Annotated in this window: 11 protein-coding genes; 3 read left to right on the forward strand and 8 right to left on the reverse strand. The window is 34.0% G+C overall.

Going from position 1 to position 12,999, the window contains the following annotated elements:
• The first annotated feature begins 143 nt into the window (after positions 1–143).
• Entirely contained in the window at positions 144–794 is a 651-nt protein-coding gene (locus FW768_RS06570; RefSeq protein WP_231128649.1) for a DEAD/DEAH box helicase, read from the forward strand.
• A gap of 78 nt (positions 795–872) precedes the next feature.
• The gene (locus tag FW768_RS06575) at positions 873–1,067 is read left to right on the forward strand and encodes a cold-shock protein (RefSeq protein WP_153393875.1); all 195 of its coding nucleotides are present in this window, start codon (positions 873–875) and stop codon (positions 1,065–1,067) included.
• Between the two features lie 1,773 nt (positions 1,068–2,840).
• Here the strand turns inward: FW768_RS06575 and FW768_RS06580 are convergent.
• The 8 genes from FW768_RS06580 to FW768_RS06615 form a co-directional block, all read right to left on the reverse strand.
• The gene (locus FW768_RS06580; protein ID WP_231128650.1) at positions 2,841–4,205 is read right to left on the reverse strand and encodes a serine hydrolase domain-containing protein; all 1,365 of its coding nucleotides are present in this window, start codon (positions 4,203–4,205) and stop codon (positions 2,841–2,843) included.
• A 72-nt stretch (positions 4,206–4,277) separates the two neighbouring features.
• Positions 4,278–4,928 carry a DUF1266 domain-containing protein gene (locus tag FW768_RS06585; protein WP_231128651.1) on the reverse strand — a complete coding sequence of 217 codons (651 nt, stop codon included), beginning with the start codon at positions 4,926–4,928 and terminating at the stop codon, positions 4,278–4,280.
• Between the two features lie 27 nt (positions 4,929–4,955).
• Positions 4,956–5,654 carry a hypothetical protein gene (locus FW768_RS06590; protein WP_153393877.1) on the reverse strand — a complete coding sequence of 233 codons (699 nt, stop codon included), beginning with the start codon at positions 5,652–5,654 and terminating at the stop codon, positions 4,956–4,958.
• Positions 5,655–5,678: 24 nt separating this feature from the next.
• Entirely contained in the window at positions 5,679–6,122 is a 444-nt protein-coding gene (locus tag FW768_RS06595; protein WP_153393879.1) for a hypothetical protein, read from the reverse strand.
• Positions 6,123–6,251: 129 nt separating this feature from the next.
• Positions 6,252–7,715, reverse strand: a complete 1,464-nt coding sequence (locus FW768_RS06600) for a serine hydrolase domain-containing protein (protein WP_153393881.1) — start codon at positions 7,713–7,715, stop codon at positions 6,252–6,254.
• A gap of 54 nt (positions 7,716–7,769) precedes the next feature.
• On the reverse strand, positions 7,770–8,828 hold the full coding sequence (locus FW768_RS06605) for a serine hydrolase domain-containing protein (RefSeq protein ID WP_153393883.1): 1,059 nt from the start codon (positions 8,826–8,828) through the stop codon (positions 7,770–7,772).
• 137 nt (positions 8,829–8,965) lie between these two features.
• Positions 8,966–10,111, reverse strand: a complete 1,146-nt coding sequence (locus FW768_RS06610; protein ID WP_231128652.1) for a helix-turn-helix domain-containing protein — start codon at positions 10,109–10,111, stop codon at positions 8,966–8,968.
• A gap of 190 nt (positions 10,112–10,301) precedes the next feature.
• On the reverse strand, positions 10,302–12,227 hold the full coding sequence (locus tag FW768_RS06615) for a hypothetical protein (RefSeq protein ID WP_153393887.1): 1,926 nt from the start codon (positions 12,225–12,227) through the stop codon (positions 10,302–10,304).
• A 358-nt stretch (positions 12,228–12,585) separates the two neighbouring features.
• Here FW768_RS06615 and FW768_RS06620 point away from each other — a divergent pair, with 358 nt between their 5' ends.
• Positions 12,586–12,909 carry a DUF4870 domain-containing protein gene (locus FW768_RS06620; protein WP_153393889.1) on the forward strand — a complete coding sequence of 108 codons (324 nt, stop codon included), beginning with the start codon at positions 12,586–12,588 and terminating at the stop codon, positions 12,907–12,909.
• The last annotated feature ends 90 nt before the right edge of the window (positions 12,910–12,999 follow it).

Consider the following 12,999-nt stretch of genomic DNA (forward strand, 5'->3'; position numbering starts at 1 on the left):
AATAAATCATTGAATGAGTTGAAGCAAGCAAAATGATGAATAGAAAAAAAACATTCTTTATTTATCCTTATTCATTAATTCACCAACTTTAAAATACAGATAAAAAGAATTGACAAAGTATAGGAAACCCGGAAAATTTTATAATGAGTTTTAAAGATTTAAATTTAATCAATCCTATTATCCGCGCTGCAACAGAGACAGGCTACTCTAAACCTGCTGAAATACAGTATTCTGCAATTCCCAATATCTTATCAGGAAAAGATATCATAGGTTGTGCACCAACAGGAACAGAAAGAATAGCTGCTTTTGTAATGCCTATACTTCAACTGTTAAAAAAACACACTGCCGAACATAACGGAATACGAATTTTAATACTTACCCCGACGCGGGAACAGATTGTACAGATTGAAAAAGGTTTTGAAATATACAGTAAGTATCTGCCATTGTCTCAACTTTCTATTTCTGAAGATACTTCTGCAGGAAGCCAGCTTGCTGCTTTGAGAAAACGGGTGGATATTCTTGTCGCAAATCCCGGAAGACTTCTGGACGTAATCACCCAGAGACGTATTGATCTTTCTAAAATTGAAATGCTTGTAGTGGATGAAGCAGACAAAATGCTGGATCTGGGATTTATCAGCGATATAAAAAATATTCTGAGACTTGTTCCTGTAAAAAGACAAACATTGTTTTTTTCTGCAACAATGTCTTCTGCAGTAAGAAAATTTGCAGACACTTTACTGAATAATCCGGCTGAAGTTACAACTACTCCGGCTACCTATCAGTACCACAGCTGAAATAAAATCCTGTATGGAATATTTTATATAATCAGCAATATTTAATAAATAAAATAATAATTTTTAATAACAATTACAATGCAACAAGGCACAGTAAAATTTTTCAATGAGGCAAAAGGCTTCGGATTTATTTCTCCTTCAGACGGGAGCAAAGATATATTTGTACATTCTTCAGGATTAATCACAAAATCTATCCGTGAAAATGATAAAGTAACTTTTGATGTACAAAAAGGAGATAAGGGCTTGAATGCAGTGAATGTAAAGCTAGCATAATCTAAATCTTATCATAAATAGTATATTGTTTGAATGAATATTGATATAAGTCTCAAATACTTTTTATTTTATATTCTATTCGTTAGCCTCCCGTATGATTCGGGAGGTTTTTCTTTTCTTAACCTGAATCATTAAATCAATCCATAATAGCATTCTTAATCTCAAAAAAACATAATAGAGAAATCAAAGGAGGCGGAGAACCATGTTTTAAAGATTCGTACTGTTATGAAAGGGATTACAAAGAATAAGCATCAAAATCATTTAAGTTTACTAAAAACTTCAGCCAGTATTAAATTGAACAAAATGTTTAATAAGGCTAAAGGCATAAAAAATATGAAAAAAAATTACTATTCTTCCTACCGTTTCCTGAAATTCCAACATCAGCATTGCAGATAACGAAATGTATGCTCGTATTATCATCCATCATCAGGATACAAGTTTTGGATTTAGAAGGCTTATATTCTGTCAATATCATTTCTTTACGCTCTTCCATCAATAAAAACAGAAACTGATGACTTTTTAATCCCCGCTATGATATACCCTTCAGTTGTTATCTTTATATTAATAACAGAATTCACATGTTCTATTTTGATAAGACAAAATTTAACACAGAGAACAATATCATTCTCTGTGTTGTAAATATTTTGTTAATATATTAGATTGTGTTTTCGACGACAAAAATATTCAAAGATGTGATAGATCAGATATACCAGGCCGTTAAAAAGCGTTAACACAAAAGCCATTTATCAATATAAAACGTTAACAAAATATACATATAAAACTGATAATCAATATTATAAATAAAAAACATTGTTAATTTCATTAAGCAAACAAATAAAACGAACTTTTGTTTTCTATTTTTAAGATCTAGTTATTTTTTTAATAGATATAGAATAATTCTGCCTCTGATCATCATTTTTGCTCTCCTACATTTATTAAAAAAAGCGACAAATATTTCTATAAAATACATTATGAACTCTCCTTAATTTGAAAAAATCGAAACAGCAGAAAATTTGAAAAAATAATATTAAATAACATCTATTCAGAGATTTTTCAAAAAGACATATTAAAATTTAACCAATATTGACAATATATAGGATATTTTAAATTTATTAATAGTTCAAAAAACATAACAGTCTATTTTACAGCTTACTACAATACTGACAATTAACATTATTCTCAAAAAAAACATGATCGGTTAACAAGTATTAACAGCAGTCAATAGCAGGAAATTCAGATTATTGAACTTATTTTACAGCACACTTACTTTTCAACAGCACACAATGATGAAAAACAATTTCAATTTCGGAGGAATATCAGTGCACTGAAAATAGTCTGAATTGAATTTCGCTGTCTTAATCAGGCACAATTTAAAAATTTTAGTTGTGCCTTGGCAGCGGTATCTTATTTTATGTTGGATCGTAGTAACTAATTTATCTTCAATTCCGAAGGCTATATAAAAAAACTTAGCGTGATAATTAAAGAATTGAAACTGCATAGTATTCTACCGCTTCAGCCACACAGATTTAATCTCAATTTTTTAAAGTTCCTGCTTCCCAGGTCAATCAGATCCAATACCCCATCTTAACTCTTAATGAGAAATCAATAATATTATTTGATATTTTCAAACCGTAAGTTTAATAGTTAGACTTATTTGTAGTAAACAGCTTAGAAAAGACTTCAGCGGGGACTTCCTATTTATTATTCCACTCACTTTAATATTCAGTCATCTGCTACTATCAATTATCAATATAAATTACTCCGCACTTATTGCTATTTATCTAAAAATAGTCTTTTCCGTATTTCCGCCACCCCCGCTTTGGTTAATTTAATGGTGGAATATTTTCCATTCACATCTTTAATAAACTCAACAGTTCTGTTATCATCATCTGACCTGAAGAATTTATTATCTGATTCAGGGAATAGTTCAATGTCAAAGTCATTAAAATAGAGCTTTCCTTTGTTTTCAAGAATCTTAATATCTTCATAATTTCCCTCAAAGAGCTTATAAAGTGACGGGTTGCTTTTAACCTTCTGATGACGGTATGGAAGCTCAACCTCTTTACCAAAGCATATTGCCGATAAGCCGTATGCAAGCAGGTAAGCCGGGGACTGATTATTAGAAAGCACAATAACAAGCAAACCATCATCTGTAAAACGGTTGAAGGAAGTCATGGTTCCCAAAAAGCCTCCATCATGAGCGATTAAATGATGTCCATGATTATAGAAAGGATTGATGAGAAATCCATATCCAAAATTTTGTTCGTTATAGGAAGTAAACATTCTGTTTTTCATTTCTTTTGATAAAATAGCAGTCCCATAAAGCGCTCTGTCCCATAATGCCAAATCTTCAACGGTAGAATAAACACCATCATGTCCAATGTTAAATTCCCAATTAATATATGGATTATGGGCCAACCCATGTTCCGTGTGATGATAAACTTTCGCTTTTTTTAGAATTATCGAATCATTATTACTAGTTCCAGTATTCTTCATTCCTGCTTTTTCAAATATATTTTTTTTCAAAAAAACTGCATATTTTTCTCCTGATACTTTTTCAATAATCTTACCTAATAAATAGTAACCAATATTGCTATACTCACTTTTAGTTCCCGGCAAAAATTCATAGGGTATTTTTTTTATTTCCTTATAGGCAGAATCAGCTGATATGGTACTTAAAGCCAATTCTTTAAATCCTAAGGAAAGTCCGGAAGAATGTGATAATAACATATGAAGGGTAACATTTTCGGCATTAGGGAAATCCGGAAGAAATTTATTTAACTTATCATCAAGTGATAATTTTCCTTTTTCTGCTAATTGAAGAATTGCAGATGCTGTAAATTGCTTTGTTACAGATGCTAACTGAAATTTGGTATCTATTGTATTTTTAATATTCCATTCGTAATCTGCTAAGCCATAAGCCTTCCGCAGAAGCACAGAATCATTTCTGGTAATCAGAACGGTACCGCTAAATCCATTCACATCTGCCTGAGTCTGCATATATTTTGATAATTTTTCAGAGAGACTCATCTGACTCTCTGTTACATTACCTTTCTTCTCAATCGTTTTGGTTTGTGAAAAGCCTTTGATGGAGAGTAATCCGATTCCTAAAAAAAATAATACTTTTGAGTTTATCATACTTATTGGATTTTGAATCTAGAATTTTTAATCAGAGATATGTTTTATTTTTGAGTGGGCTTTGGTTATTATTCAATAAATCATTTGCAATCTGTACCATTCCGTTATTAAAGCCGCCCCCCACATTGCTCTTCCAAAAATATAACTCGTTGTATATTCTTTCCAGGTGCTGCAATATTTTTTCAATTCTTTATGGGATTTTGCCAAATATTCTATGAGTTCTTTTTCAGAAATATAATTTAATTCGCAGCAGCAACGTGCTAAGAATACACTTCTTCCATAATTCCAGCCGCTATCTTTTGTCTTTTTTAACTGAGCAAAGTCTGTGACAATCTTCTGCTCAATCAATTCAGGAACAACATTTCCCAGTTTTCTGAACAGGACTAAATAGTATTCAAAAACGTCTTCTTCATCTGGTAAATTTGACTTTAAAATGTCAGTATAATTTTTTGAATTTTCAAATGCTTTATAGACGATATCAAGATTTTCATCCTGATTTCTGTCGTGCAGACTTTGGAGAATTTCCATGGCCTGATTTTGATCTGATATTCCCCAATAGGTTTCAACCAGCTTTGTAGTATCAGATTTATTCAACCCTGTTTCATAAGAGTTCAGGTATGCCGACTGTTGTTCGGCATACATTGAACCTACCAGCAAATGATCTAATAAATAGCCATTTACTCCATTTTTATCATTTAATCGGAGGCTTTTAAATGAATTCAAAAATTTTGAAAAGAGTCCCATGGTATATTAAGTCATTTTTAGGTTAGGGAATTTATCCTGTAAAATTTTCACAAATTTTTCGCCAACTACCTGATATTTTGCTCTTGTTTCTAATTGTTTTTTCAGATTGAGCATATCTTCCGGGTCAACCCTATAGTTAAGTCTATCGTGAATTTCAAGAGATAATGGGCTTCCGTCAATATCGAAAGTAATAATATGGGTCTTTGGTAAATATTCCTCTGAGGATTTTGCATAAACACCCAATTGCGATTTCAAGATACCTCCATATTGAAGCACAGCTTTTTCAATTCTAAAATGATCAAATACAATATGTTCATCCAATTGCCCCACTGTATTGGTGCTGAAAAAGTGCAAATCGTTTCCACTTAACGCCCAAAAACAATCTGTTTCAATTCGTTTGAGTTTTACACCTATTGCGGATAACGCTACATTTCTTATCCCGTCAGTTACAAGCTCCGGCACTTTATTGGTTGTTGACTGGGGAACAGATGCAGAAGTAAAAGCATCAATGGGTTTACCATTCATCCACTCTGTTAATTTTGAAAAATCCTGAGTTAAAAGTTCTTGTTTGTATTGGTTATATTTAGTTCTTTCAGAATCTAAATTAATTTCTGATTTTGCAGTTTTGTGTTTTTTATTCATGATAATCATGAAAGCTACTCCTGCAATTACTAATACGACTGGAATTAAAAATAATGGGTTCATTTTTTTTGGTTTAAGTTTTTATGTTTAGATATGTGTTGTATTTATTTTTTTAGGCTTGTCTTTAGAAAAGATGCCATATAGGATTAGTCCGATGAATTTCCCTCCATATTTTGTGTAAAGTCCAAGCTGCAGAAGATTTTCTTTATTCAATTTATTTTCACTCAAAACCTGATCAAGCTGTTCATTGGTTAATTCGAAATATTCATCACTTTCTTTTTTTGCCAGAACCAATTTGGGTTCCTGCGTTATCCAAGCTGGAATTATCCAGGCAATATTATATTCCTGGTGCATTCTTGCTAAATCCAGGTATTCTTTGGAGCCTTTACTTACAGCATATTTCTCCGTGTCAGGCAAATCTGCTACTATTTCTATTTTGTCAATCCTGCCAAAAGGAATTTTCGCCTTTGCTGACACAAAACTTGTTGTAAACATTAAAACAAAAGTTAATAAGAGCGTTTTTTTTATCATTTTTTGGTATTTGATTTTGGTTCATTAATATTATCAGAGATTGCGGCCTTATCATCTTGTTGCGAGTACGCAAACAGAGCATGGAACAGGAAAATTCCGGTCAGCAATTTTTACATAGGAAGTTTTTATTTATTTTTTTGTAATCTGAACTTCTGTTTTCATGGAATCTCTTATTAAGAGGACAGAATTTACTTTTCCATTGCTGAAATCAAATTTTAATGTGTTCGGATAATCTACGATTTTAAAGGTTCCATTTTTGAGATATAGTAACTCATTCTCATTTTTTCCTTTAAAAAATCCCAAAAATAGAGATTCAACATAGAGACGGTTATTCTTTTCTACAATTTTCGTTTCCGCTCTCTGTCCATAAAGAAAATCATTATACGTTCCGATAAGCTGTTTTTTTAAACTCAAAGGAAGTTCCCGAATGTTTTCATTGGATGCTTTCTTATTCCAGTCCATTAATGTCAGAAGCTTTATGCGGGCCTCATTGATCACCGGAATACGATTAGGCTTTTCACCGTTTGCAAGAATTACAAAACCATTTCCGTCTTCCATCGTAGCTAAAATACTTCCCCCTACTCCTGTATTAGAGCCATTACACATCAACCAGTCATAGTTATTATAAGCAACAGACTTTTGCCATCCATAGCCCCAACCACCAACGGCATCTTTCAAAGCGGTTACTTCCGTTACTTTTTTGGCGACCTGATGAGAAACCACTTTGTTATTTTTATTGCGTAAAGCATTTTGTATCTCAATAGAAAGCTTAGCCAGATCTGTAGGAGTAGACCATACTCCGGATGCTCCGATTTGCGGTGTAATGGGCAGGCCTGTTTTTATAACTTTTCCATCTTTATCGTGAACAGAAGCTACATTTGTTGGAAATCCGTTCTCATTAGGCTGTATCATGGTGGTATTCTTCAACCCAAGAGGGGTAAAAAGATGTTGCTGTGCCAGTTCTGCAATAGATTTATTCAAAGTATCTTCTAATGCCATTTGGACAATTACATATCCGCCGCCGCTATATTCAAAACCGGTTCCCGGCGTGAACAGGAATTCAACCTCCTTATCATATCTTGGGATCTGCCCTAACAGACTTTGTTTTATAGTTGGAATGACATCTCCCTTGTAATAATCTGAAAATCCACCCTGGTTTGTACCTGAAGTATGATTAAAAAATTGTCTCCAGGTTGGGCTATTATTCTCTGTAAACTTACTTTTTGGCAAATGCCAGCGTTTTAAGTACTTATCTATTGGCTCATCCAGGTTTATTAATCCCTTTTCTTCAAGAATATGGCAAAGAAGTGCTGTTATTGGCTTTGTGATTGATGCTGTGGAAAAAGCAGTGTTTACATCTAATTTTTCTTTAGAATCCATTGATTTCACTCCTACCTGGCTGTAGTAAACAATCTTATAATTTTCAAAAATAACAAGACTAGCTCCCGGAAGCTTATACTTTTCTAACTGCTTATCAAGATGTAAACTATCTGTAAGAAAGGTATAATCTCTTTTTGAGGTTACTGCATTATTTCTTGTTTGACAACTCAACATCATGAGTGTAATAATGAATAAATAAAGGGGATTTTTCATGATGTGACCTTCTTTTATGTTAAAATTTTTATTCTTTAGCCAACTTTCACTACTCTATTTCAGGACTTTATCATAAATTTTATTCAACAGGTCTTGTCTCATTTTTGAGTTTCTCTGGTCAAGAAGTATGATAATTCCCCATTTTTTATTCCTGTTGTAGCAGATGATGGAAGACTGGCCCATAGAATCTCCTGATTTCGAATAAATAGTGTTTTTATCATCCGTCATCATGTTAAGCCCCAATCCCATGTCTCTTTTTTCATCTTTATACACGATTTTTTCCGTCATGACAGCAGCTTTTCCAACTGTTGTTTCATTATTTAAAACTGCTTTTAAATAGGTAATCATATCAGAGGTATTGGATTTTACCAATCCTGCAGATGCTGTAATATTCCATTTGAAAAATTCCTGAATTCCTCCATCAGGATTGTGGGCCGTAGTTATATTTTTTACATTAAAGTCTTTAGTTAATGTATTATTCATTTGTAAAGGCTTTATTATTTTAGCTCTGATAATTTCATCATAGCTCCTACCATACACTTTCTCTAGTATTTGCCCCATTAAAGTATATCCAATAGTAGAATAACGAAACTTACCATGGTCTTTTAGCTCACTGCAGTTATTGATTATTCCCGCTAATGTTTCTATGGTCACACTGCTTACGGGCTGTTGCGGGTTCAGTTCCATCAATTTTGGAAAGTCTATATCTGGTAAACCAGACTGATGTGATGCCAGATCCGAAATTTTAATTTTGTTTTTAAGATTCGGCTGTAATACATATTCTTTGGGAAGAAATCCGTCTATATAATCATCTAACTTTATTTTCTTCTCCAAAACTGCCTGTGCAATTAAGTTTGAAGTCAGGATTTTAGTAATTGATGCAATTTCGAATATGGAGTTTTTATCAATTTTTGTTTGACTTTCTGCATTCAGATTACCATAGGCTGTATAATATTCCTTATTGTTATTGATAAAACCAACACTAATTCCTACCTCAGGATTTTTTTTATAATTATCGCTTATGATGGAATCAATCTTTTGGGTAATGTTTTGTCCAAAAGAAAAGCTGCTTATAAATAACAGTACTGTTAAAAATTTTGATGAAGTTTTCATTGTATCGTTGTTTATGTTAAAAATTATTTCGATACAAAGATGTGGGAGAAAAAAAAATTATGCGACCGAATAAAAGTATTCAATCACATTTGTTCAGAGAAATAGGTGCGAATCTTTACAAGAAAGAGTACGAGTAATTACAAATCACTGACCTGTAGGTTCTTACGATAGCTGGTTGGCGTATTTCCCGTGTGTTTTTTAAAAGCAGTATTGAAAGAAGATTTTGAATTAAAACCCACTTCATACAGGATTTCAAGAATAGTTACCCGGCTTTTTGTCTCATCTTTCAGAATATTCATAGCACTTTCGATACGATAAGCATTTACAAAATCATAAAAATGCTGCCCTAGCTGATGATTGATTAAAAGGGATAAATCCCGGACAGGAATTTTAATTTCATCGGAAATATCCTGAATGGTAAGTGAAGAGTTGAGATAAGGCTTTCTTTCAACCATATATTTTTTCAAATTCGATATTTCTTCACTGTACTCTCTTTCATTTATTGTTGACTGTTCATGGATTTTTTCTTCTGAAACAAGCTCAGAAACAAGCTTTTGTTTTGAATCAACATTTCTAAAAAGACCCGGATTATTTAATGCTTTGAACAGATACCAACAAAAAATGAAGAGAGAAGATACTAAAAGTCCCATCTTGATCCATTCTGAAATGTGTGGATAATCAGAAAATTTAAAAATGTTTTTTAAAAGAGCTACCGTATATAAAATGGTCAGGACAATGGTAAACTGGAACAGCCAATTATAGGAACTGATGCTTTTCCCTGCATGGTTTTCAAGATATAGTTTCTTTGATTTCCTTAGTACTCGGAAAACAGAAATGATGTATGCAGTAATCTGAAGATGTATTAAAATATGAATGAACTGAAACTCTATCATATTTTGGCGATTCTGAATAAAACTCATTTTCGATGCTGCATCTACCGTATAAAAACGTGGCAGTAAAACCAAATTAACGATTAGAAATGGAAGCAGATGTAATAAATATTTCGGCTTTAACTTAAAATCTGAGTAACAGACTGATATGATATAGAGATAAAAAACGGGAATCTGCAGGAAAGCGAAGGAGCTCCTAAACATTCCCAGGTTGGATGAACCGTCAACCACCATGTAAAACAAAGGCTCACTAATATCTATGGCATTTAACAGTAGAAAAACAGCAAACAGAGAGTTGCTTATTTTGTACTTTGTTTTAAGTGTAATCAGGAAAAATGCCAGAAACAGTGTGATGAATAAAGAGATTATATTTACAATAATTAATAAATTCATTTTATCCATTCTTTACGCTTCTTTGTTTATGGTTATTTTATTTTTAACATTTTACCGGGATTCTGAAAGTTTTTTAACATCCAAAATCCAACCCGTGCAAATATAAAAATTAGATTGATATTGTATGAGTTTTTTTATTGTAGAAAAAAACAAAGAAAGTACATCAGAAAACATCACTTTGAGATGCTTTTTATACCAATTTCCGGATAAATTCGTCTAAATCATCCGCCTTTTCCAGTCCTAATTTTTGTTTAAGCCTGTATTTGCTCATCCGGATGCTTTTAGGTTCTACATTAAGCAGCACTGCCATTTCTTTGGTGCTTCGGTTCATAAAAATGTAGGCACAATACTTCAGATCCAGTGAGGTGAGCCTGTGGCCCGCTTTTTCCTGCAGACGATTATAAAAATCAGGATGGATTTCCCGCAGATCTGTTTTGAATTCTTCAAAATCCCGGTCAATATGGGAATGTTCTTTCAGAATTTTATTCAGGTTAAAATTATCAAGGCTTTTTCCGGGATTTTCCTCCAGCTGATTTTTCAGGTTCTGAAGGATCTTATTCTTTTGTTCTACCTGCAGGTTTCCGGCAAGGACTTCTTTTTGAAGGAGTTCCTTTTGAGCCAGTATCACCATTTGTTCGGTTTGCAGGCGGTCTGCTTCTTTCTCTTTCAAACGGGCAAGCAGTTCGGCTTTTTCTTTTTCAACAGCCATAATCAGGGCTTCATCCTGTTTTACCTGGGCCAGTAACCTGGCTTCTTCCCTTTCCTGTTCCAGAATTTTTCCGCGCTGCAAAGAATACTTCAGTCTGAAATGATAAGACCGAAACATGAACAATAATCCAAGCAGCAAGGCTACAGCAATCCCGATGTAAAGATATTTCTGGGTTTTGTGCAGGGATTCTCTTTCTTTCAGATATTTTATTTCCTGCTCTTTTTCTTTAGCCTGATACTGTGCTTCCAGTTTCTTACCTGTACTATTCTGTTCACTATCGAATATTTTCCTGTAATCTTCCTGATATGCTTTTTGATATTCCAGAGCTTTGGCATAATTCTTTTTCCGCTCGGCAAGATCTGCCAGATCCCTGTAAATGGAAGAGCGTATATAATAATCAGGTGTAGTACTGCTTAACATTAAAGATAAAGCCTGGAGCAGATAGGTTTCTGCAAGTTCAAAATTACCGTTGCGCTTGGCATCTTCATTCATAATTCCAAAAGAAGCGGCCTGCATTCTCATATCTTTGCCTTTTGTAGCGTAACGCAGTGCAATATCGGCATAATGGCGTATAGAATCTGTTATCTGTGCCGATGCCGGAAAGTGACGGTTATAGGCATCTGCAATATTTACACTTGGAATGGAGATTAATTGTGTGTTCTTCATATAGGGCTCATTCGCAATGTATACCTCAACAGATTTTTTCTGGGCAGCCAGTGCAGAATCGAGCAGTTTTCTGTTTTGTGTTTTTCTGAATCGGTCTGCCGCTGCTGAACCAACAGCCTGCCAGGACTCGCACAAATTATTGGGGTCGCCGCTTTTTTTGGCTGCTTCAAGGGATAATAAAGCGTATTTACCTTCATTGTCCACATCTTCCCAGGTACTGAATATCCCATAAAAGGCATAATAAATAGAAGCTTCCTCCTTCCAGTATCCTTTCCCTTTAATCAACTGCAGGGCTTTCAACTCTGCAGCAACAGCATCTTTCTGATTACCCTGATAATCCAAAGCTCTCCCTTTTCCGTACCATGCCCATGATTGGGCTTTTATATCTTTGGTTTGTCCGGCAAAAGCTATGCTGTTATCCGTATCCTTATTGGCAAGATCTATTTCCTGCATGCTTAAATACACTGCTGAACGGGCTTCGTAAGCATATACTTTATACTTTGTGTCTTTCTCTTTTCCTGCCAGAGCAATGGCCTGTTGTGCCAGTTTCAGGGCTTCAGGCTGATTGTAGTAACGTATCCTGTTTGCTAATTGAGACAATATCATCACTCTTTCTTTCCCGCTGACTGCTGGTGATCTCACCAGATTATACAGACTGTCAGTATAACGGTTCTGAGCAGTACCGGAGATAGGAAGCAGACCTAAAAGCAGCAAAAAGAGATGAGTGATTCTATGTTTCATTACGATTCTAAATTTAGCTAAATAGTATGGCATCACATCTATCAAAATTAAAGCGGGTATTCTTACTTATTTTCACAATATGCAGCTGTCATATACAGGATGTCTACACCACAAAAATAACCTATTTTATGAAGGCTAAAGGCCATGTAGACACATTGTAGACATATTTGATTTCGGCATGTAGATCATTTGTAGCCAGACAGATAACCTCCTGATTAGTCACAGTGTATACCTTTGTTCCGGAAGTGAAAGAAGCCGTACCTCTCACATTAAAACGGTTATAAAAAGAATTCTTTCATCATAAAATCACTCAGCATATTTCATCAAATATATTTTATCAACATAAAAATTAATTAAAATGGACAACAAAACACTTTCTATCGTATCGTACATCAGCATCGTAGGCTGGCTAATCGCTTATTTTATGGGTAAAGATCACTCTGACAGTCTTTTAAGGTATCATTTAAGACAGTCATTAGGACTGGCGATCATCAGTATTCTATTTTCTGTTGTACTGAATGTCCTTGCCATGCTCATTCCGGCGCTGGGCATTTTAGGAATACTGAGCTTGGGAATTGTCATTCTTTGGATCATTGGCATCATCAATGCAGCCAACAATGCTCAAAAGCCTCTTCCGGTTATCGGAAAAATGTTTGAAGATAAATTTTCTTTTATCGGCTAACAGTAGTATAGTGTTCTTAACCGTGGACTCATTGAATATCAGTCCGGATAAGAATTTCTGACTCAGGTGGTATGGAAGCAGAAAGATGGA

Origin of the sequence: Chryseobacterium vaccae, from assembly GCF_009602705.1 — a bacterium.
GTDB classification, from domain to species: domain Bacteria; phylum Bacteroidota; class Bacteroidia; order Flavobacteriales; family Weeksellaceae; genus Chryseobacterium; species Chryseobacterium vaccae.

Coding starts and splice junctions, on each gene's coding strand:
- FW768_RS06595 (WP_153393879.1), bottom strand. CDS start 6,122: ATGATAAAAAAAACGCTCTTATTAACTTTTGTTTTAATGTTTACAACA.
- FW768_RS06605 (WP_153393883.1), bottom strand. CDS start 8,828: ATGAAAACTTCATCAAAATTTTTAACAGTACTGTTATTTATAAGCAGC.
- FW768_RS06575 (WP_153393875.1), top strand. CDS start 873: ATGCAACAAGGCACAGTAAAATTTTTCAATGAGGCAAAAGGCTTCGGA.
- FW768_RS06600 (WP_153393881.1), bottom strand. CDS start 7,715: ATGAAAAATCCCCTTTATTTATTCATTATTACACTCATGATGTTGAGT.
- FW768_RS06580 (WP_231128650.1), bottom strand. CDS start 4,205: ATGATAAACTCAAAAGTATTATTTTTTTTAGGAATCGGATTACTCTCC.
- FW768_RS06610 (WP_231128652.1), bottom strand. CDS start 10,111: ATGAATTTATTAATTATTGTAAATATAATCTCTTTATTCATCACACTG.
- FW768_RS06590 (WP_153393877.1), bottom strand. CDS start 5,654: ATGAACCCATTATTTTTAATTCCAGTCGTATTAGTAATTGCAGGAGTA.
- FW768_RS06615 (WP_153393887.1), bottom strand. CDS start 12,227: ATGAAACATAGAATCACTCATCTCTTTTTGCTGCTTTTAGGTCTGCTT.
- FW768_RS06620 (WP_153393889.1), top strand. CDS start 12,586: ATGGACAACAAAACACTTTCTATCGTATCGTACATCAGCATCGTAGGC.
- FW768_RS06570 (WP_231128649.1), top strand. CDS start 144: ATGAGTTTTAAAGATTTAAATTTAATCAATCCTATTATCCGCGCTGCA.